This is a genomic window from Klebsiella sp. CB_Kp196 (assembly GCF_040061575.1).
Classification (GTDB): domain Bacteria; phylum Pseudomonadota; class Gammaproteobacteria; order Enterobacterales; family Enterobacteriaceae; genus Klebsiella; species Klebsiella michiganensis.
The window spans coordinates 1-20197 of the sequence record NZ_JBEAFH010000031.1; the positions used below are offsets into that span (position 1 = coordinate 1).

General features: G+C 55.1%; 19 protein-coding genes. 9 read left to right on the plus strand and 10 right to left on the minus strand.

Going from position 1 to position 20197, the window contains the following annotated elements; all coding sequences use genetic code 11:
• Positions 1–121 precede the first annotated feature (121 nt).
• Positions 122–688: a D-glycero-beta-D-manno-heptose 1,7-bisphosphate 7-phosphatase gene (gmhB, locus tag ABLU87_RS04795; protein WP_014837457.1), complete on the minus strand. Its 567-nt coding sequence runs from the start codon at positions 686–688 to the stop codon at positions 122–124.
• 188 nt (positions 689–876) lie between these two features.
• Here gmhB and metN point away from each other — a divergent pair, with 188 nt between their 5' ends.
• From metN to ABLU87_RS04830, 7 genes are all read left to right on the plus strand, one after another.
• Positions 877–1908, plus strand: coding sequence for a methionine ABC transporter ATP-binding protein MetN (gene metN, locus ABLU87_RS04800; RefSeq protein WP_004098793.1), 1032 nt, complete (start codon positions 877–879; stop codon positions 1906–1908).
• Positions 1901–2554, plus strand: a complete 654-nt coding sequence (locus ABLU87_RS04805; RefSeq protein ID WP_004098792.1) for a methionine ABC transporter permease MetI — start codon at positions 1901–1903, stop codon at positions 2552–2554. Before metN ends, ABLU87_RS04805 begins: the two co-directional genes overlap by 8 nt.
• A 37-nt stretch (positions 2555–2591) precedes the next feature.
• On the plus strand, positions 2592–3407 hold the full coding sequence (metQ, locus tag ABLU87_RS04810; RefSeq protein ID WP_004098791.1) for a methionine ABC transporter substrate-binding lipoprotein MetQ: 816 nt from the start codon (positions 2592–2594) through the stop codon (positions 3405–3407).
• Between the two features lie 108 nt (positions 3408–3515).
• Complete coding sequence (gene rcsF / locus ABLU87_RS04815; protein ID WP_004098790.1) at positions 3516–3923, plus strand: Rcs stress response system protein RcsF; 408 nt, start codon at positions 3516–3518, stop codon at positions 3921–3923.
• Positions 3920–4627: a tRNA (N6-threonylcarbamoyladenosine(37)-N6)-methyltransferase TrmO gene (gene tsaA / locus ABLU87_RS04820; RefSeq protein ID WP_032748069.1), complete on the plus strand. Its 708-nt coding sequence runs from the start codon at positions 3920–3922 to the stop codon at positions 4625–4627. The genes rcsF and tsaA overlap by 4 nt, the downstream gene beginning before the upstream one ends.
• A gap of 110 nt (positions 4628–4737) precedes the next feature.
• Positions 4738–6456 carry a proline--tRNA ligase gene (proS, locus tag ABLU87_RS04825; RefSeq protein ID WP_014837454.1) on the plus strand — a complete coding sequence of 573 codons (1719 nt, stop codon included), beginning with the start codon at positions 4738–4740 and terminating at the stop codon, positions 6454–6456.
• 51 nt (positions 6457–6507) lie between these two features.
• Positions 6508–7329, plus strand: coding sequence for a YaeF family permuted papain-like enzyme (locus tag ABLU87_RS04830; RefSeq protein WP_047724396.1), 822 nt, complete (start codon positions 6508–6510; stop codon positions 7327–7329).
• Here the strand turns inward: ABLU87_RS04830 and nlpE are convergent, their stop codons facing one another.
• The 3 genes from nlpE to ABLU87_RS04845 are packed head-to-tail and all read right to left on the minus strand — an operon-like array spanning position 7330 to position 9028.
• Positions 7330–8031: an envelope stress response activation lipoprotein NlpE gene (gene nlpE, locus ABLU87_RS04835; protein ID WP_014228013.1), complete on the minus strand. Its 702-nt coding sequence runs from the start codon at positions 8029–8031 to the stop codon at positions 7330–7332.
• Between the two features lie 41 nt (positions 8032–8072).
• Entirely contained in the window at positions 8073–8486 is a 414-nt protein-coding gene (gene arfB, locus ABLU87_RS04840) for an alternative ribosome rescue aminoacyl-tRNA hydrolase ArfB (RefSeq protein ID WP_014228012.1), read from the minus strand.
• Positions 8483–9028 (minus strand): YaeQ family protein, encoded by a 546-nt coding sequence (locus ABLU87_RS04845; RefSeq protein ID WP_004098780.1) that lies wholly within the window; start codon positions 9026–9028, stop codon positions 8483–8485. The genes arfB and ABLU87_RS04845 overlap by 4 nt, the downstream gene beginning before the upstream one ends.
• Before the next feature lie 196 nt (positions 9029–9224).
• On the opposite strand from ABLU87_RS04845, the gene ABLU87_RS04850 reads away from it, so the two are divergent.
• Together ABLU87_RS04850 and rof are read left to right on the plus strand one after the other, a co-directional pair.
• Positions 9225–9425 (plus strand): YaeP family protein, encoded by a 201-nt coding sequence (locus tag ABLU87_RS04850; RefSeq protein ID WP_004098778.1) that lies wholly within the window; start codon positions 9225–9227, stop codon positions 9423–9425.
• Positions 9412–9672 carry a Rho-binding antiterminator gene (rof, locus tag ABLU87_RS04855; protein ID WP_004098776.1) on the plus strand — a complete coding sequence of 87 codons (261 nt, stop codon included), beginning with the start codon at positions 9412–9414 and terminating at the stop codon, positions 9670–9672. The genes ABLU87_RS04850 and rof overlap by 14 nt, the downstream gene beginning before the upstream one ends.
• Before the next feature lie 15 nt (positions 9673–9687).
• Here the strand turns inward: rof and tilS are convergent, their stop codons facing one another.
• The 6 genes from tilS to dnaE all read right to left on the minus strand — a co-directional run bounded on the left by tilS (position 9688) and on the right by dnaE (position 20160).
• Entirely contained in the window at positions 9688–10989 is a 1302-nt protein-coding gene (gene tilS / locus ABLU87_RS04860; protein ID WP_064358611.1) for a tRNA lysidine(34) synthetase TilS, read from the minus strand.
• Positions 10990–11058: 69 nt separating this feature from the next.
• Entirely contained in the window at positions 11059–11448 is a 390-nt protein-coding gene (locus tag ABLU87_RS04865) for a VOC family protein (RefSeq protein ID WP_004098774.1), read from the minus strand.
• Between the two features lie 62 nt (positions 11449–11510).
• Positions 11511–13649, minus strand: coding sequence for a lysine decarboxylase LdcC (locus tag ABLU87_RS04870; protein ID WP_122116936.1), 2139 nt, complete (start codon positions 13647–13649; stop codon positions 11511–11513).
• 75 nt (positions 13650–13724) lie between these two features.
• The gene (locus ABLU87_RS04875; RefSeq protein WP_122116935.1) at positions 13725–15515 is read right to left on the minus strand and encodes a chitinase; all 1791 of its coding nucleotides are present in this window, start codon (positions 15513–15515) and stop codon (positions 13725–13727) included.
• Between the two features lie 190 nt (positions 15516–15705).
• Positions 15706–16665 (minus strand): acetyl-CoA carboxylase carboxyl transferase subunit alpha, encoded by a 960-nt coding sequence (gene accA / locus ABLU87_RS04880; protein ID WP_004137983.1) that lies wholly within the window; start codon positions 16663–16665, stop codon positions 15706–15708.
• Between the two features lie 12 nt (positions 16666–16677).
• Positions 16678–20160 carry a DNA polymerase III subunit alpha gene (gene dnaE, locus ABLU87_RS04885; protein ID WP_009654544.1) on the minus strand — a complete coding sequence of 1161 codons (3483 nt, stop codon included), beginning with the start codon at positions 20158–20160 and terminating at the stop codon, positions 16678–16680.
• Positions 20161–20197 lie beyond the last annotated feature (37 nt).

A 20197-nucleotide genomic window follows, 5' to 3' on the forward strand; every position in this document is an offset into this window, starting at 1 on the left:
GTTGTTTGTGAAGTGATTCACATCTGCCGTGTCAGTGGGAGCGCATTATAGGGAGTTATTCGGCGGTGACAAGCGGTAAAATGCAATTTTATTTCAACCGCTCACCTTTTATACATAACGCTTATTTTTGCTGCTTTTTGATAGCATCCGGCAGGTCTGCCAGGCTATTAAGTACCCAATCAGCGGCACTTTCGGCTTCTGGGGTCACCGGCTTGCCGGTGCGCACTAATACTTTCGTGCCGACATTGGCCGCCAGAGCTGCCTGCATATCTTCGACTTTATCGCCAACCATAAAGGAAGCCGCCATATCAATATGCAGATAGTCGCGCGCCGAAATCAGCATACCCGGATGCGGCTTGCGGCAGTCGCAGGTCTGGCGAAACTCTTCAACGGTTCCCTGCGGGTGGTGCGGACAATAATAGATACCATCCAGATCAACGCCGCGATCGGCCAGCGACCAGTCCATCCACTCCGTCAGCGTTTCAAACTGCTCTTCAGTAAACTTACCGCGGGCGATACCGGACTGGTTGGTCACCAGCACCAGCGCGTAGCCCATCTCCTTTAATTGACGCATTGCGTCAATGACGCCATCGATAAATTCAAAGTTGTCGATTTCATGGACATAGCCGTGATCGACATTAATCGTGCCATCACGGTCAAGAAAAATTGCGGGTACTGACATTGCCACCGGTTTGCTCCTGATAAAGGCTAATGCGCGTAGTATCGCATGTTTCCGGACGCAAGAAAGTGCTCATTATACAGAGTCAGATTGATTTAGACGTCTGGATGCCTTAACATCCATTTCATTGACAGGCATCGCCTGGACACGGCAGAAGAAAATGCCACGGCAAACGGCTAAACGATAATAAATAACTGATGATTAAACTTTCGAATATTACCAAAGTGTTCCAGCAGGGAAATCGCAGCATACAGGCGCTGAACGATGTCAGCCTGCATGTCCCCGCCGGGCAAATTTATGGCGTCATCGGCGCTTCCGGCGCGGGTAAAAGTACGTTAATCCGCTGCGTTAACCTGCTCGAACGTCCAACGCAGGGCAGCGTACAGGTAGGCGGCCAGGAACTAACGGCGCTGTCAGAAAAAGAGCTCACTCGCGCTCGTCGCCAGATTGGCATGATCTTCCAGCACTTTAACCTGCTTGCCTCACGCACCGTATTCGGCAACGTGGCGTTGCCTCTGGAGCTGGATAATACGCCGAAAGATGAAATCAAGCGCCGGGTGACCGAGCTGCTCGATCTCGTCGGTCTGGGGGATAAACACGATAGCTATCCGGCAAATCTCTCCGGCGGTCAAAAACAGCGCGTGGCCATCGCCCGTGCGCTGGCGAGCAATCCAAAAGTCCTGCTCTGCGACGAAGCCACCAGCGCTCTGGACCCGGCCACTACGCGTTCGATTCTGGAACTGCTGAAAGATATCAACCGTCGCCTGGGCCTGACGATTTTGCTGATTACCCATGAAATGGATGTCGTCAAACGCATCTGCGATTGCGTTGCCGTTATCAGCAACGGCCAGTTGATTGAACAGGATACGGTGAGTGAGGTCTTCTCTCATCCCAAAACCCCGCTGGCGCAACAGTTTATTCAGTCAACGCTGCACCTTGATATCCCGGATGATTATCAGGCCCGCCTTAAACCTGAAGCGCTTCCCGATAGCGTGCCCATGCTGCGCATGGAGTTTACGGGTCACTCCGTTGATGCCCCGCTTCTTTCTGAGACTGCCCGTCGTTTTAACGTGAATAACAACATTATTAGCGCGCAGATGGATTACGCGGGCGGCGTGAAGTTCGGCATTATGCTCACTGAGATGCACGGCACGCAGGAAGATACCCAGGCCGCAATCGCCTGGCTACAGGAACACCATGTAAAAGTAGAGGTACTGGGATATGTCTGAACCAATGATTTGGCTGCTGGTTCGCGGCGTATGGGAAACGCTGGCCATGACGTTTGTCTCCGGCTTCTTCGGTTTTGTTCTCGGCCTGCCGGTCGGCGTGCTGCTGTACGTCACCCGTCCGGGGCAAATTGTCGCTAATGCGAAGCTCTACCGCACGCTTTCGGCGGTGGTGAATATTTTCCGCTCGATTCCTTTTATTATCCTGCTGGTGTGGATGATCCCATTCACTCGCGTGATCGTTGGCACGTCGATTGGCCTGCAGGCGGCTATCGTTCCGCTGACGGTCGGCGCTGCGCCGTTCATCGCCCGTATGGTGGAAAACGCCCTGCTGGAGATCCCCACCGGCCTTATCGAAGCATCCCGCGCCATGGGCGCAACGCCGATGCAGATCGTGCGTAAGGTTCTGCTGCCGGAAGCGCTGCCGGGCCTGGTGAATGCGGCAACCATCACGCTCATTACGCTGGTCGGCTATTCCGCGATGGGCGGCGCCGTCGGTGCCGGTGGTCTCGGGCAGATTGGCTATCAGTACGGTTATATCGGCTACAATGCAACGGTAATGAATACCGTACTGGTGCTGCTGGTTATTCTGGTGTACTTAATCCAATTCTCAGGCGATCGTATCGTCCGGGCTGTGACTCACAAATAACATTACACAATACAGAATCTTACAGGAAGGAAATAACATGGCCTTTAATTTCAAAACCTTTGCGGCAGTCGGCGCGTTAATCGGTTCTCTGGCTCTGGTGGGTTGCGGTCAGGACGAAAAAGATCCTAACCATATTAAAGTCGGCGTTATCGTCGGTGCGGAGCAGCAGGTTGCGGAAGTCGCGCAGAAAGTAGCAAAAGAAAAATACGGCCTTGATGTCGAACTGGTGACTTTCAACGACTACGTTCTGCCGAACGAAGCGCTGAGCAAAGGTGATATCGACGTTAACGCCTTCCAGCATAAACCGTATCTTGACCAGCAAATCAAAGACCGCGGCTACAAGCTGGTTTCCGTAGGTAACTCTTTTGTTTACCCGATTGCGGGTTATTCGAAAAAAATTAAATCGCTGGACGAACTGCAGCCGGGCTCTCAGGTTGCGATTCCTAACGATCCCACCAACCTTGGCCGCTCTCTGCTGCTGCTGCAACAGGTTGGCCTGATCAAACTGAAAGAAGGCGTTGGTCTGCTGCCAACCTCTCTGGATATTATTGAAAACCCGAAAAACCTGAAAATTGTTGAGCTGGAAGCCCCGCAGCTGCCGCGCTCTCTGGATGATGCGCAAATCGCTCTGGCGGTTATCAATACCACCTATGCCAGCCAGATTGGCTTAACGCCGGCAAAAGACGGTATTTTCGTGGAAGGTAAAGAGTCTCCGTACGTGAATCTGATTGTCGCTCGCGAAGACAACAAAGATGCGGAAAATGTTAAGAAATTTGTTCAAGCCTATCAGAGTGATGAAGTTTACGAAGCGGCTAACAAAATCTTTAACGGCGGTGCGGTGAAAGGCTGGTAATCTTTTCTCAGCGTAATATCATTCAGGACGGGCTTTATGCCCGTCTTGTCATTTATGCAAGCACCTGATTCAATAGCGCCCTGTTTTATTATTTATTGAGGAAATACTATGCGTGCTTTACCGGTCTGTTTGTTAGCACTCATGTTAAGCGGTTGTTCTATGCTAAGCAGATCTCCCGTCGAGCCTGTACAAAGCACCGTAACCCCGCCTGCCAAATCGGAACCGGCAAAACCGAAAGCGACGCGTCCGGCCCCGGTAAGAATCTATACCGATGCAACAGAATTGGTGGGTAAACCTTTCCGCGAACTCGGCGAAGTCACCGGTGAATCATGCCAGGCCTCGAATCAAGACTCTCCGCCCAATATCCCGACGGCGCGCAAGCGCATGCAGATTAACGCTGCAAAAATGAAAGCCAATGCCGTGCTGCTGCACCGCTGCGAAGTGACCAGCGGAACTCCGGGCTGCTACCGCCAGGCCGTCTGCCTTGGTTCAGCGCTTAACGTCACGGCGCAATGAGTGATTTTCAGTTTGCGCAGATAGGCGTTATTCGCTCGCCCTATAAAGAAAAATTTGCCGTCCCCCGCCAGCCTGGGCTGGTTAAAAACGGCGGCGGCGAATTACATCTTCTGCCCCCCTATAACCAGGCCGATGCCGTACGTGGCCTGGAAAACTTCAGCCATCTGTGGATCCTGTTTGTGTTTCATCAGACCATGGAAGGCGGCTGGCGCCCGACCGTGCGCCCTCCCCGCCTCGGCGGTAATGCGCGGATGGGCGTTTTCGCCACCCGTTCGACCTTTCGTCCTAATCCAATCGGTATGTCGCTGGTCGAGCTAAAAGGTATTCGCTGCCAGAAAGAACACGTCGTTCTGGAACTCGGTAGTCTGGACCTGGTGGATGGTACGCCGGTCGTGGACATCAAACCTTACCTGCCCTTTGCCGAAGCGCTGCCGGAAGCCAGCGCGAGCTACGCGCAGCAGGCACCGCAGGCGGAAGTGGCGGTGAGCTTCACGCCCGAAACAGAAGCCCGGCTTTTAGAACTGGAAAAGCGCTATCCCCGACTTAAGGTGTTTATTAGCGAAGTTCTGGCGCAAGATCCGCGCCCGGCATATCGTAAAGAAGAAGACCCGGGAAAGACCTACGCCGTCTGGCTGCTGGATTTTAACGTGCGCTGGCGGGTGATTTCGTCCGGTTTTGAAGTCTTTTCTCTCGAACCACGCTAATTTTATTTTCCTCTCTTTTGGCATCTTTGCCACACTGGTAAACTAAACCACTTTTTTGTGTCAGGCTGGCTCCCAGCCTGTATCGATCGTCCAAATGGAACCGTAACAACATGCGTACTAGCCAATACCTGCTCTCCACTCTGAAGGAGACACCTGCCGACGCCGAGGTTATCAGCCATCAGCTGATGCTGCGCGCCGGGATGATCCGCAAGCTGGCCTCCGGGTTATATACCTGGCTGCCGACCGGCGTGCGCGTCCTGAAAAAAGTCGAAAACATCGTGCGTGAAGAGATGAACAACGCCGGTGCAATCGAGGTGTTAATGCCGGTAGTTCAGCCCTCTGAGCTGTGGCAAGAGAGTGGTCGTTGGGAACAGTACGGCCCGGAACTGCTGCGTATTGCTGACCGTGGCGAACGTCCGTTCGTACTCGGCCCGACTCATGAAGAAGTGATCACCGACCTGATTCGTAACGAGCTGAGCTCTTACAAACAGCTGCCGCTGAACTTCTATCAGATTCAGACCAAATTCCGTGACGAAGTGCGCCCGCGTTTCGGCGTGATGCGTTCCCGTGAATTCCTGATGAAAGATGCTTACTCTTTCCATACCTCTCAGGAATCTCTGCAGGAAACCTACGACGCGATGTACGCCGCGTACAGCAAAATCTTCAGCCGTATGGGCCTGGATTTCCGTGCGGTACAGGCTGACACCGGTTCTATCGGCGGTAGCGCATCTCACGAATTCCAGGTGCTGGCGCAGAGCGGCGAAGATGACGTGATCTTCTCTGACTCTTCCGACTACGCGGCCAATATTGAGTTCGCCGAAGCCGTTGCGCCGAAAGAGCCGCGCGCGGCCGCCACTCAGGAAATGACGCTGGTCGATACGCCGAACGCCAAAACCATCGCCGAGCTGGTTGAGCAGTTCAATCTGCCGATTGAGAAAACGGTGAAAACCCTGCTGGTCAAAGCGGTAGAAGACAGCAAGTCTCCGCTGATTGCCCTGCTGGTTCGCGGCGATCATGAGCTGAACGAAGTGAAAGCGGAAAAACTGCCGCAGGTCGCCAGCCCGCTGACCTTCGCCACCGAAGAAGAGATCCGCGCGCTGGTGCAGGCGGGTCCTGGTTCTCTGGGCCCGGTTAATATGCCCATTCCGGTGATTATTGACCGTACCGTTGCCGCAATGAGCGATTTCGCCGCGGGCGCGAACATCGACGGGAAACACTACTTCGGCATCAACTGGGATCGCGACGTCGCCACCCCTGAAGTGGCTGATATCCGTAACGTCGTGGCGGGTGACCCGAGCCCGGACGGTAAAGGTACGCTGCTGATTAAACGCGGTATCGAAGTGGGCCACATCTTCCAGCTGGGTACCAAGTACTCTGAAGCGATGAAAGCCTCCGTACAGGGCGAAGATGGCCGTAACCAGATCCTGACGATGGGCTGCTACGGTATCGGTGTGACGCGCGTGGTGGCGGCCGCCATTGAGCAGAACTTTGACGATCGCGGGATTCTGTGGCCGGAAGCTATCGCCCCGTTCCAGGTTGCGATTCTGCCGATGAACATGCATAAATCCTACCGCGTGCAGGAGCTGGCCGAGAAGCTGTACGCAGAGCTGAGCGCGCTGGGTATCGACGTGCTGATGGACGACCGTAAAGAGCGTCCGGGCGTGATGTTCGCCGATATGGAGCTTATCGGTATTCCGCACACCATCGTGCTGGGCGACCGTAACCTCGACAACGACGATATCGAATATAAATATCGTCGCAGCGGCGAGAAGCAGCTGATTAAAACCGGCGATATCGTGAATTACCTGGTACAACAAATTAAAGGTTAACGCCAAAAGAGGCTCTGGTTTCAGAGCCTCTTTTTTACAAGGATTGTAATCATGGCTAAACAACGGGCAAATTATGTCCTGCTTTTTCCCGCATTGTTTTTACTTTCGGCCTGCACGGTAGACGTCAGCCGGTCCGCGCCTTCCGCTTCCGCTATTAAGCCACCATCGCAGCAATGGGCAGTTAAACTTCAGCGCCAGAGCTCGGTGGCTAATAACACGCTGACTGAAATTAACGCACAAGACCTGCTCCCCGGCGATCTCCTTTTCTCTTCCAGCATTGGCGTGACGTCCCTGGGGATTCGTGCTTTTAGCACATCGTCCGTTAGCCATGTTGCTATCTATATCGGTGATAACCAGGTTGCAGAAGCAACCGGCGCTGGGGTGCAGATTATTCCGCTCCAGCAAGCAATGCAGCACAGCGATAAGCTGTTTGCCCTAAGAGCGCCTGACCTCACGCCGCAACAGGCCGCAGGCATTAAAAATTTCGCCTATAAAAACAGAAACAGCGGCTATAACTATCGCGGCATCATTGAATTTGTGCCCTTTATGGTAACCAAACAGCTCTGCTCCCTGAATCCCTTTTCGAAAGATTTCCGCCAGCAGTGCGTGAATGGCCTGGCCAAAGCGCAGCTTAGCGATGCCGTTTCCGGGGACAAAAAAATGTGGTTTTGTTCTGAGTTTGTCAGCGATGCCTTCGCGAAGGCCGGACACCCGCTGACCCTGGCTCAACCGGGCTGGATTAGCCCATCAGACCTGCTTCATATGCGTGAGGGGGACGTGGCAAACTTTAAGCCCGAAACACAATTGCAGTATATCGGGCATCTTAAATTGGGAATTTATATCAAGACAAGCCGTCTCGTAGGACTCAATTAACTAACGAGAATTGCAGTCTTCTTTTTGATAAAACTTGCCTGGTGAATCCACCGCCAGAACTTTAACCGGCGCTCCCGAATCCGGGTTCGCTTCCAGCGTAAAGTGCCCCTCGACCACCAGCAGCACCGGGCGAGTATCCGTTCCGCGCGCCGCGGCATAATCACGCTCGAGCTGCGCGTTATTCGCGACTGCCACTCGCTTGCCGGTTGCGCAATCGGTAAAGGTCGCGGCATCCGCCATATAGAAGTACATTCCGCGCATCGCCATTGGCGTGATGGGCAGGCTGGATTTGACTGACTCAAGCGTATAGTTCAGCGTAGACTCGATGGGATTACCGTCGCGATCGAGCATTTCCAGCTTGTCGCCCTTCGCCCGATAGTAAGACTTCTCGCCTTTGCTGTCGGTCAGCACCAGCTTATCGGCCGTGCGCGCCCAGGTGCCATAGGAAGCAAAGGAGGAAGGCTCGCGACTGACGCCCTGATACCGCTCGTTCATCACCCAGGTGCCGTCTTTCTCAAGAAAGAGCGAAGTTTCGATGCCTTCGCAGTCGGCACACGGCAGCACGCCGCGCCAGCTCTGCTGCATCGGCTTTAGCTCTTCCATCGGCGCCGGTTGTAGCGTGTCCATCTCCGCGCGATGGTTACAGCCGAATAGGGCAAAAAGCGAGCATGCCGCCACGACTGAAAATACGATTTTCTTCACTGTAAATTCCTTATTATCCATTCCACCGGTTCGCCATGCCTTTAATGACGAACTTTCCCACGCAGCGCCTTAACTGAGGATTTTTGCGCCTTTGAGGCAAGCCGGCGCTCTTTTGACGCTCTGGTCGGCCGCGTCTCCCGGCGGCGCTTCTGCACTGCGGTTAATTCTTGTATTAAGGCAACCAGACGCGCAATCGCCGCTTCGCGATTCATCTCCTGGCTGCGATATTCCTGAGCCTTAATGATAACCACACCCTCGGCAGAAATTAAGTGATGGCTGGAGGTAAGCAGACGTTCCTTATAATACTCGGGCAGGCTCGATGCCTTAATATCAAAGCGCAAATGGATAGCCGTCGATGCTTTATTGACATGCTGACCGCCCGCCCCCTGGGCGCGTATCCCGGAAAGCGAGACCTCGTCATCCGCAATCGCCACGCTGCGGCTAATCGTAATCATGCGGATGTTTGCCAGGCCGTTAAATGAATTTCCAGATTATTCTTAGCGTCAGATAACCAGATAGCGCCATCCTGGATAGTCGCCTGTAGCGACATTGTCCGATCGGCAAAAGCACTGAGCTGCGCCAGCTGAGTATCATCTAAATACCATACGGTTAGCTTTGAAAACTGTGCCATTTTGCTTTTATTTTGCTGCCACCAGATTTCTGCCGCCCGGCTATTATAGGCAAACAGCGCCACCTCTTGCGCCCGCGAACAGGCTTTTTTAATCCGCCGTTCGTCCGGCAGCCCCAGTTCAATCCATAGATCAACGCCCAGATGATCGTTTAGCAGCCAGAGTTCAGCTTCATCATCGGAAGACAGACCGCGGGTAAACTGCAGACGCTCGTCGGCGTATTTCATCCACGCCAGCAGGCGCAGCATCATGCGCTCCTGGGTTTCTGACGGATGCTGGGCAAGCGTCAAACTGGCATCCAGAAACTGGTTGCGGTCCAGGTCGGCCACGTTCACCGTCGCTTTATAAATCGTCGCTTTCAGCGCCATGAGGAAACTCCTGATAAAAATGGCGTTCATTGTAGCGAAACTGGCGGCAAAAGGCTGTCAGCAATCACAGGATCCCCTTTCATCCTGCTGATATTGCTTAAATGACTATGGTATAGTCACCTTGCTAAACAGAGTTTATCTTCGTAGGCTTAAACTTACATCCCACGGTTAAGTCAGAACGCTGACAGGAGGGCATGTGGACAAATATTGTGAGTTAATACGCAAGCGGTATGCGGAAATAGCCAGCGGGGACCTTGGGTATATCCCGGATGCGCTAGGTTGCGTGTTGAAAGTATTGAATGAGGTTGCGGCGGATCAGGCCCTTGCTGAGTCAGTCAGGGAAAAGGCCGCATATGCGGCGGCAAACTTACTGGTGAGCGATTATGTCAATGAATGATACTTATCAACCCATCAATTGCGATGATTATGACAACCTCGAACTTGCCTGTCAGCACCATCTGGTCCTGGCGCTGGAGCTCAAAGATGGCGAACAGCTGCAAGCGAAGGCCAACGATCTTATCTCGCGCAAAAATATCGAGTATCTCGTCGTGGAGCTCGCCGGTGACGTCCGCGAACTGCGCCTGGATAAAATCGCCAGCTTCAGCCATCCGGAAATCGGTACGGTAGTGGTCAGCGAGTCCTGAAGCAAAACGGGTGGCTCAGCCGCCCGTTTTCATCCACATCATCTGCACGCCTTCACCTTCCTGAACTTTCCCATCGACGGTACTAAACAGACCATCGGCTGCGGCGATAAGCGTTTCGCCGTAAAACAGCAGCGGCGTGGTATCGCGCCGCCAGGGCGCAACGTTGAGCTCCTGCCAGATTTTCTTCAGCTTGCGGCCGCCCTGGCGACCGACGATATGCAGATTACCGCTGGCGCGAAAACGAATAGTGACCGCTTCATCCTGGCGCGGGCCGCGTAACGGGCCGCCGGCCAGGAGCTTCAGTTCGCCAAGGCCGTCGGGTAACGGCAGCGGTCTGGCAATATCGCGCCACGCCAGCACCGTCTCGCTCTGTCCGGGGAGATATTTCACCCAGTGCAGCCGTTGCTGATAGCGACGAACGGCGAAGTGGCCAAGGCGCAGACAGGGATACGCATCCTCGCGCGCCATCGCCACTTCACGCCAGATACGCTCCGGCATCTCGCGCGAAGGCATCGGCGCATTGAGCCCAGCCAGCCAGCGGCGCAGCAGCGCGGCCCGACGCGGCGCGCTCATGGCCGCCAACGGTTCGATAGTCAACGCGCCATCCTCCGCCACCAGCGTTGCCAGCTCCGCAGCGAGCATTTCATCCAGCAGCTGTTCCTGCTCGCCGCACAGGCTGGCGCTGCGCGCTACGGCCTCGGCGAAGTGCGGCCAGCGAGCGTTAAGCAGCGGAACAATTCGCAGGCGGAGAAAATTGCGATCGTAGGCGTCGTCCTGGTTACTTTCGTCTTCAATCCAGCTGAGCTGATGGGCTATCGCCCACCGGTGCAGGGAGTCGCGGCTTTCGTTAAGCAGCGGACGCAGCAGTTTCGTCCCGGCAAAATCGGACTCGCCGGCCATCGCCGAAAGCCCGGTTGGGCCGCTCCCCCGCTTAAGCGCCAACAGAAAGGTTTCACACTGGTCGTCAAGATGCTGTGCCGTCACCAGCGCTTCGCCGGGTAATAGCGCCGAACGGAAAGCCTGATAGCGCGCCTGACGCGCGTGGGCCTCAATCCCCAGCCCCTCATCGGCGAGCGCCACCCGTTCAACCAAAAGCGGTACCTGCCACTGCTGGCATATTTGTCGGCAGTGCGCCACCCAATCGTCGGCGTTCGCGCTGAGGCCGTGGTGTATATGCATCGCCCGCAGCTGAACGGTAGGATCCTGTTCGCGCCAGCAAACCAGGCGATACAGGAGCACGCTCGAATCCAGCCCGCCGCTAAAGGCCACTAAAAAATGGCGGTGCGGCTGTAGCGTTTGCGCCATGTCTGGGATCATCATCATGAGAGTACTAACTGAGGAAAGCGTGTCCGGCACGTTACCCGGCAGAACACGCTCTGACAAGAATTACTGCTGATAAATCTCCAGCGGTAGCCCGTCCGGATCGTTAAAAAAGGTGAATCGTTTACCGGTGAAGGGGTCGATACGAACGCCTTCACAGGCCACGCCGTGGGCCTCAAGATGCGCAACGGCGGCATCGACATCATCAACGCTAAACGCCAGATGGCGCAGCCCGCAGGCTTCGGGGCGGCTCGGACGCGCAGGAGGAAACGGGAATGAAAAGAGTTCAATAACATATTCGCCATTCAGCGCCAGATCGCCCTTCCATGAATCGCGCTCCTGGCGATAGAACTCGCCCTGCAGGGTGAACCCCAGAATGTCGCAGTAGAAGGCTTTACTCTTCGCATAATCCGTCGCAATGATGGCGATATGGTGAACCCGTTTTAAACCCAGCATGGTACAACTCCTCCAGTTGAAGCCAACAACGTTACTCGTTCAGTTCGTGAGTACGCAAGCGCTTAGTCATTTTTTAAGACTCGAACCCAGTACACGCCGTCTTCATCGCGTTTCGCGCCGTGGATATCGGTTTCGAAACCCGGATAGTGGCGGCCGATGGAGCACAGCATAAGCAGGAAATTGAGCACCGCGCGGCTCTCCTCGGCGATCATCTCGCCGGGCATCAGCAGCGGCACGCCGGGCGGGTACGGTAGGATCATATTCGCTGAAATACGCCCGACCAGATTCTCCAGTTCAATGGTTTCCACTTCGCCTTTAATCTGCCGCTGCCAGGCCTGATGCGGCGTCATTTTCATCTCCGGCAGGACGTCGAAAGCGCTAAGCATCAGCTGCGAGAGCTGGTGCTGGCGAATCAGACGATGAATACCCTGAGCCAGATCCTGAATACGCATGTTGCGGTAAAAATCCGGATCTTCGGCGTACAGATCCGGCAGCATGTTTTTCACCCGTAAATTGAGATCGTAAGCGCGTTTGAACTCGGTCAATCCGCGCAGCAGCCCCATCGCCCGGGTTTTATCTATACCGATACTGAACAGGAACAGCAGGTTGTACGGCCCGGTTTTTTCTACCACCACGCCGCGCTCATCAAGGAACTTCGCCACCAGCGCGGCCGGAATGCCTTCGCTATCCATGTTGCCCTGCTCGTCCATACCGGGCGTCAGAATGGTGACTTTCACCGGATCGAGGAACATATGGTCGTCATCGGCGTCCTGAAAGCCATGCCACCTTTCTCCGGGTGAAACCGGCCAGCACTGCGCTTCCCCCACCTCTTCCGGCTGCCAGATATCAAAAAACCAGCCGTCAGACTCTTCGCGCAACCGCTGCACCTCTTTACGAAAATCCAGCGCCCGCTCAATCGAACGCTGAATCAGTCGTCTGCCGGAGTTGCCGCGCAGCATGGCGGCAGCCGTCTCAATGGAGGCAACGATCGGGTAGCTCGGGGAGGTCGAGGTGTGCATCATAAAGGCTTCATTGAAGGTATCCTCATCATAGCTGCCTTTAATATGAATCAGCGAAGCCTGCGATAGCGCGGCCAGCATTTTATGCGTCGACTGCGTTTCAAAGATCACTTTCCCCGCAATACGATCGCCGCTCATCCCGCTTTTACCCTGATAGATCGGATGAAAATGGGTATAGGGCACCCAGGCGGAATCAAAGTGGATTGACGGTACGTCGAGGGTCTCTTTGATCCAGGTGGTGTTATACAGCAGTCCGTCATAGGTGGAGTTGGTGATCACCGCATGCACAGGCCACCCGGCGCCGCCTGTCGCATTAACCTTTTGCTGAATACTGTCACGGGTAAATTCGTGCTTGGGTATGCCGCCGAGGATCCCTAGCGCATTGCGCGTCGGCTTTAGCCACAGCGGCACCACGTCGCTCATCATCAGTAAATGAGCCAACGATTTATGGCAGTTGCGATCGATAAGCAGGGTGCTGCCCGCCGGAGCGGAATACATACCGACAATCTTATTCGACGTCGAGGTTCCGTTGGTCACCATATAGCTCTGTTCGGCGCCGAATGCGCGGGCAATATACTCTTCCGCCTCCAGATGCGGACCGCTATGATCGAGCAGGGATCCCAGCTCCGTCACGGAAATAGAGACGTCGGCCTTTAGGGTATTCCCGCCAAAGAAATCATAAAACAGACAGCCCACCGGGCTTTTTTGATATGCCGAGCCGCCCATATGCCCGGGGGTACAGAAAGTATATTTCCCCTCCTGCACATAGTTGAACAAGGCTTTGGTAAACGGCGGGGTTATGTTGTCGAGGTATTCGCGGGTGTATTGACCGATGCGGGTAGCGATCTCTTCCGCCAGCCCCAGCGCGTATTCAAAGAACCATAGCGTCATGCGCAGGTCCTGGCTGCTGACGTCCATCGTCGAATGGGCGTTGATAAATGCGTACAGCGGTAGATATTCATTTAAGCAATTAATATCGCTGCACAGATCAACGCTGTATTCATCCCAGTCAAAAATAACCCCGCAGATCCGCGGATTATGCTCGATAAATTGCAAAAGATCGGCGCTATTTTGCGGCCAGATGGTCTGGAAACCTTGCCGTTGCAGGGCGGCTTCCAGTTCTTTGATCGGTTCGTCTTTATAATAGACGCCGTGGGGACCCATGATCGCAATGATATTCACGCTTTCCTCCTGAATTTACCTAAGGAAAGCATCATATCACCCCGCCAGCGCTAAGCACTGGCGGATTTATCTCTATTACAGCGCTTTCCACGCATCGCCCCAGGCAATGCCTGCGCCGGGCTCATAGTAGGTCGGCGCCACGTTGCACCACGCCCCTTCAGGTAGCGGTTTACACTGATACAGCGCGCCGTGGTTATTAACGATATCGCCCGCTTTCCAGGTCTGGGTACTGCTCCAGGAAGGATAGCTGATGGTGTCGCTGTCTTTGCCATCGGTCGTTTCATCCGCAGCAGCAGCTTTAGCCTTCACGTTCAGGGTGTACGTTGCCGTGCTGGATAAGGTCCCGTCGCTTACCGTCAGGCTCACCACATATTGCGCATCGCGATCTTTTTCCGGAGCGGTAAAGGTGATAACGGCTTTATCCTGTCCGCTGATAGTCTGACCGTCCTGCGACATCCAGGTATAGGTGAGCTTATCGCCATTCGCATCGGTAGAGCCCTCCGCGCTCAGGGAAACCCTGGCGCCCGCTTCGATAGCGCCAATCGGACCGGCGATACGCGCAACCGGCGCCACGTTAGTTTCCTGCGCAGGCGTGGTATCGTCAGGCGTCGCCGGGGGAGTATCCTCGGCCTGGCCGGTATCGTCGATGATATTGACGTTGAAGTGGCTCTGGACGCACTTCGCATAGTCACCTTGTTTAAAGGCGCTATACGGCGTCTGGTAGCCCACCAGCTGGCAGGCGTTAGTCTTGCCGTCAGCGGTGTCCGGGCTCCATCCCCAATCCTCTTCCCAGTAAATCGGTAACGCGCCCGCGCCGCCTTCATCGAACTGCTTCATATTCTTACAGCCGAGAACTTCATCATCAGCAATCGGCACTTTCAGGTAGTTTGCGAACTCTTTGTAGTAGGCAATACGGTTCAGAGACTGCGCGTTCTCTTCCGCCCCGCCGCACTCGACGCCGCCGTTGATAATTTGAATGGTGACCCCAAAACCTTCAACCAGGCCATTCGCTTTATCATGATCGTTTGGTACCCAGGTTCCGTCGATGACGTGCAGCATAGAGGGCTTCGGCGGCTGCGGGTAAACGAAGAAGAACACCGCGCTCGCCAGGTTCATCCAGGTATCCGCCACCCGCTCCGGTTTATCCAGTAGAGGACGAACGTCGCCATCGTACATGGCATCGGAGAACGGGCCGTAGTTGTAGTTATAGGAGAGCTGTTTTGCGCCGCGGCCAAAGTAGCTCAGGTAGTCGCCGTCTTTATCTTTACCGCAGGGCCAGGTCTGCCCCTGCCAGATATCCGGGTTACACTCCCCGTTGTAGCCGCCTTTCTGACCTTCAACCCAGCCCACTTCACGGAGATAAACCAGCGCCTGGCGCCACTCGGGAATATCGCGCCAGCTTTCGTGGCCGCCGGTTTCCTGAGCAAAGTGGGCAAACATGGTTGCCAGAGATTTACGGCATATGGCATCGCTATCGCGTCCGTCGGTATAGGTCCCGCAAACCGCAGGGAATTTACCAATAGCTTTCAGAAAGTTAGAGTAGGTATATTCTGCCGCGCGCATCGGAAACAGATATTCCCAATCCTTTTCGGACAGAATGCTTTCCACGCGCTTCACGTTTGCCGGGTTAGTCGCCAGACCCGGCTCGATTTTTTCAACTTCGCTGTTCGGCAGCGTTTGAATCGATGATTTTACCGATGTCATGAGCGGAAAGTCGGTTAAGGCTTTTTCTTTCTCGGCCAGGTCACTCGCCTTGATGGTTGTCGCTTCCGTTGCGCCAAGCAACGGTGTGGCCTGTGCGGCCCCCAGGCTTAACATGATCCCTGCGGCCACGGCGCTTAATGCGACGGTTTTGTGCAATGCCATAGTATTTCTCCTTTATCCTTGTTAACGGCCTGCCGGGTCGCAATCCCTGGCAGTTGCTGCAGTTTCAGGAGAGATCGGCATCATCGGCTAATCACATTAGCTCTTATTCATCTCATCTCGTCTCAGTAAACAACACATAAAAAAAGGGCCGGAAAATCCGGCCCTTAGGGATAAAAAATGAGTCAGATAATCAGGCGTAGCCGTAGCTCATCAGACGCTGATAGCGACGGTTCAGCAGCTCTTCTTCACTCAGAACATCGAGGTCAGCCAGATCGGCCAGCAGCTGCGCTTTCAGAGAGGCGGCCATGACTTCCGGATTACGATGCGCGCCGCCCAGCGGCTCAGGAATGATGGAGTCAATCAGCTTCAGCTCTTTCAGACGCGGGGCAACAATCCCCATCGCTTCGGCGGCCAGCGGCGCTTTATCGGCGCTTTTCCACAAAATGGAGGCACAGCCTTCCGGGGAGATAACGGAATAGGTGCTGTACTGCAGCATATTCACTTTATCGCCCACGCCGATTGCCAGCGCGCCGCCGGAACCACCTTCACCGATAACGGTGCAGATAACCGGGACGCTCAGACGCGACATTTCACGCAGGTTGCGGGCAATCGCTTCAGACTGGCCGCGCTCTTCCGCACCGACGCCCGGATAGGCGCCCGGGGTGTCGATGAAGGTGATGATCGGCATTTTAAAGCGTTCGGCCATTTCCATCAGGCGCAGTGCCTTACGATAGCCTTCCGGCGCCGGCATACCGAAGTTGCGGCGAATTTTCTCTTTGGTTTCGCGCCCTTTCTGGTGGCCGATAATCATTACCGGACGCCCGTCCAGACGCGCAATCCCGCCGACGATAGCTTTATCGTCAGCATAGGCACGGTCACCGGCCAGTTCGTCGAATTCGTCGAAAGCCAGGCGGACATAATCCAGGGTGTACGGGCGACGTGGATGGCGCGCCAGTTGCGCAACCTGCCATGCACCAAGATCGGCGAAGATCTTGCGCGTCAGCTCTACGCTCTTTTCACGCAGGCGATGCACTTCTTCATCGATATTAATATCCAGTTTCTCATCCTGGCGGCTAACCGCAGTCAGAGAATCGATTTTCGCTTCCAGCTCTGCAATCGGCTGTTCAAAATCAAGGAAATTCAGACTCATAGTATTCCTGTATTAGTCAAACTCCAGTTCCACCTGCTCCGAGCCGATAAGGCCACGCAGATCGTTAAGTAAACGATCGCTCGGAGAGACGCGCCATGTTGCGCCAAAACGCAACCGCGCGCGTGCATCCGCCCTCTGATAATAGAGGTGTACTGGAATAGTTCCCGAACGGTGGGGTTCCAGAGACTGACGGAGTCGGTTTAAAAGCTGGTCATCAATTTGCCTGTCCGTCAGCGAGATAGCAAGCCCGCGAGCATATTTTTCCCGGGCTTCGTCAATGTCCATGACTTCACGAGCGGTCATTTTAAGCCCCCCGCTGAAGTCATCAAAGCTGACCTGTCCGCTGACGATAAGTATGCGGTCTTTTTCCAGCAGCTGCTGGTATTTATCCAGGGCGTCGGTGAACAACATCACCTCCAGACGCCCGGAACGGTCATCCAGCGTGCAGATGCCGATACGATTGCCGCGCTTGGTGACCATGACCCGCGCGGCAATAACGAGCCCGGCCGCCGTGGTCACTTTACCACGATCGGTCGGATGCATGTCTTTGAGTCGTACGCCGCCTACGTAGCGCTCGATCTCTTTCAAGTACTGGTTAATCGGATGCCCGGTCAGATACAGCCCCAGGGTCTCCCTTTCGCCATCCAGCACGACCTGTTCCGGCCACGGCTGGCAGCTGGCGTAGGACTGTTCGATTTGCTCCGGCTCTTCCGCCAGTACGCCGAACATGTCCGCCTGACCGATAGCTTCGGCTTTGGCGTGCTGATCGGCGGCTTTTAGCGCATCGCCCAGTGAATTCATTAACGCCGCGCGATGCGGCCCGAGGCGATCGAAGGCCCCGGACATAATCAGTTTTTCCAGCACCCGGCGGTTGAGCTTTTTAATATCCGTACGCGCGCAGAGATCGAACAGCTCGCGGAAATAGCCGCCCTGATTACGGGCTTCAATGATCGCTTCTATCGGACCTTCGCCGACGCCTTTGATGGCGCCGATACCATAAACGATTTCGCCATCGTCGTTAACGTGAAAATGGTACAGGCCGGAGTTAATATCCGGCGGCAGGATTTTCAGCCCCATCCGCCAGCACTCATCCACCAGGCCGACGACCTTCTCGGTGTTATCCATATCCGCGGTCATTACCGCCGCCATAAATTCAGCCGGATAGTGCGCCTTCAGCCACAGCGTCTGATAGGACACTAAAGCATAAGCGGCAGAGTGCGATTTGTTAAATCCATAACCGGCGAACTTCTCTACCAGGTCAAAGATTTTAATCGCCAGTTCGCCGTCAACGCCGCGCTTTCTCGCCCCTTCTTCAAAGGTGCCGCGCTGCTTGGCCATCTCTTCCGGCTTTTTCTTACCCATCGCACGACGCAGCATATCCGCGCCGCCGAGGGTATAGCCGGAAAGCTCCTGGGCAATCTGCATGACCTGTTCCTGGTACAGGATAATGCCATAGGTTGGCTCCAGTACCGGTTTCAGACATTCGTGCTGCCACTGTACGTCCGGATACGATATCTCTTCGCGACCGTGCTTACGGTCGATAAAGTTATCCACCATTCCCGACTGCAGCGGCCCCGGTCGGAACAGGGCCACCAGAGCGATCATATCTTCAAAGCAGTCAGGCTGCAGACGCTTGATCAGATCCTTCATACCGCGCGATTCAAGCTGGAAGACGGCGGTGGTTTCCGAACGCTGCAGCATGTCGAAGCTTTTTTTATCATCCAGCGGGATAGCGGCGATATCCAGCGGCCCCTCGCCGTTCTTCTCGCGGCGGGCGTTGATCATCTCCAGCGCCCAGTTAATGATGGTGAGCGTACGCAGACCGAGGAAGTCGAACTTCACCAGCCCGGCATATTCAACGTCGTTCTTATCAAACTGGGTAACCGGATGCTGGCCCGCTTCATCGCAGTACAGCGGGGCAAAATCGGTTATTTTGGTGGGCGCAATCACCACCCCGCCCGCATGTTTACCGGCGTTACGGGTGACCCCTTCGAGCTTACGCGCCATGTCGATCAGCGCTTTAACCTCTTCGTCCGCCTCGTAAATCTCCGGCAGCTGCGGCTCGGCTTCAAACGCTTTCGCCAGCGTCATCCCCGGATCGGGCGGTACCAGCTTAGAAATGCGGTCCACAAAGCCGTACGGGTGGCCCAGCACGCGGCCAACGTCGCGGATAACCGCTTTCGCCGCCATGGTGCCGAAGGTAATAATCTGCGAGACCGCATCGCGACCGTACATGTCCGCGACGTGTTCAATCACCTGGTCGCGCTTCTCCATACAGAAGTCAACGTCGAAGTCGGGCATGGAGACACGTTCCGGGTTTAGGAAACGTTCGAACAGCAGGTCGAACTCCAGCGGATCGAGGTCGGTAATTTTCAGCGCATAGGCCACCAGCGATCCGGCGCCGGAACCACGTCCCGGCCCTACCGGCACGCCGTTATCCTTCGACCACTGGATAAACTCCATAACGATCAGGAAGTAGCCCGGGAACCCCATCTGGTTAATCACCTGCAGCTCAATATCCAGGCGTTCATCATATTCAGGACGGCGTTTAGCCCGTTCATCCGGATCGGGGAACAGGAATTCCAGACGCTCTTCCAGACCCTCTTTGGATTTCTTAACCAGATAATCTTCGGTGGTCATATCCCCCGTCGGGAACTGCGGCAGGAAGTACTCGCCAAGGCGCACGGTCACGTTACAGCGTTTGGCGATCTCCACGGTGTTTTGCAGCGCTTCGGGAATATCGGAAAAGAGCTCGCACATCTCCTCTTCGCTGCGCATATACTGCTGCGGCGAGTAGTTGCGCGGACGCTTGGGATCGTCGAGGGTAAAGCCGTCGTGGATAGCCACGCGGATTTCATGGGCGTCGAAGTCGCCCGGCTCAAGGAAGCGAACATCGTTGGTCGCCACCACCGGTAGGCCGCGGGTTTCCGCCAGTTCTACCGCCGCATGCAGGTAGGGCTCTTCATCCTGACGGCCGGTGCGAATGAGCTCAAGGAAGTAGCAATCAGGGAAATGTTGTTCATAAAAATCAACGCACTGATCCACCAGCGCCATGTTTCCGCGCAGCAGGCTACGACCCACGTCGCCCATACGCCCGCCGGAGAGCAAAATCAGCCCTTCTTTTAATTCGATCAGCCAGTCGCGATCGATAATCGGGCCTGCCGCGCCGTAGCCGCGCTGATAGGCTCTGGAGATCAGCAGCGTCAGGTTTTGATAGCCAGTATTATTTGCCGCCAGTACCGTCAGCTGACTCAGTTCATCGCCAAGCAGATCGCTCTGAACGTGAAAATCTGCCCCGACGATGGGTTTAATTCCGGCACCGTGCCCTGCTCCGTAGAACTTCACCAGCCCGCAAAGGTTGGTAAAATCAGTGATCGCCAGCGCAGGCATGCCGAGCGCGGCCGCCTTTTTTACCAACGGTCCGGTTTTCGCCAGACCATCGATCATGGAATAGTCGCTGTGCACCCGCAGGTGTACGAAACGTGGTTCAGCCATCTTCAGATTCCGCGTTACTTGATTGCTTGCGTGTCAG

Bases quoted from the DNA above. Each gene is read 5' to 3' on its own strand.
- ABLU87_RS04875 (WP_122116935.1), bottom strand. From the start codon at position 15,515: ATGGCATTGCACAAAACCGTCGCATTAAGCGCCGTGGCCGCAGGGATC.
- proS (WP_014837454.1), top strand. From the start codon at position 4,738: ATGCGTACTAGCCAATACCTGCTCTCCACTCTGAAGGAGACACCTGCC.
- ABLU87_RS04805 (WP_004098792.1), top strand. From the start codon at position 1,901: ATGTCTGAACCAATGATTTGGCTGCTGGTTCGCGGCGTATGGGAAACG.
- rof (WP_004098776.1), top strand. From the start codon at position 9,412: ATGTCAATGAATGATACTTATCAACCCATCAATTGCGATGATTATGAC.
- ABLU87_RS04865 (WP_004098774.1), bottom strand. From the start codon at position 11,448: ATGCTGGGTTTAAAACGGGTTCACCATATCGCCATCATTGCGACGGAT.
- tsaA (WP_032748069.1), top strand. From the start codon at position 3,920: ATGAGTGATTTTCAGTTTGCGCAGATAGGCGTTATTCGCTCGCCCTAT.
- metQ (WP_004098791.1), top strand. From the start codon at position 2,592: ATGGCCTTTAATTTCAAAACCTTTGCGGCAGTCGGCGCGTTAATCGGT.
- metN (WP_004098793.1), top strand. From the start codon at position 877: ATGATTAAACTTTCGAATATTACCAAAGTGTTCCAGCAGGGAAATCGC.
- tilS (WP_064358611.1), bottom strand. From the start codon at position 10,989: ATGATCCCAGACATGGCGCAAACGCTACAGCCGCACCGCCATTTTTTA.
- ABLU87_RS04845 (WP_004098780.1), bottom strand. From the start codon at position 9,028: ATGGCGCTGAAAGCGACGATTTATAAAGCGACGGTGAACGTGGCCGAC.
- ABLU87_RS04830 (WP_047724396.1), top strand. From the start codon at position 6,508: ATGGCTAAACAACGGGCAAATTATGTCCTGCTTTTTCCCGCATTGTTT.
- dnaE (WP_009654544.1), bottom strand. From the start codon at position 20,160: ATGGCTGAACCACGTTTCGTACACCTGCGGGTGCACAGCGACTATTCC.
- accA (WP_004137983.1), bottom strand. From the start codon at position 16,665: ATGAGTCTGAATTTCCTTGATTTTGAACAGCCGATTGCAGAGCTGGAA.
- rcsF (WP_004098790.1), top strand. From the start codon at position 3,516: ATGCGTGCTTTACCGGTCTGTTTGTTAGCACTCATGTTAAGCGGTTGT.
- arfB (WP_014228012.1), bottom strand. From the start codon at position 8,486: ATGATTACGATTAGCCGCAGCGTGGCGATTGCGGATGACGAGGTCTCG.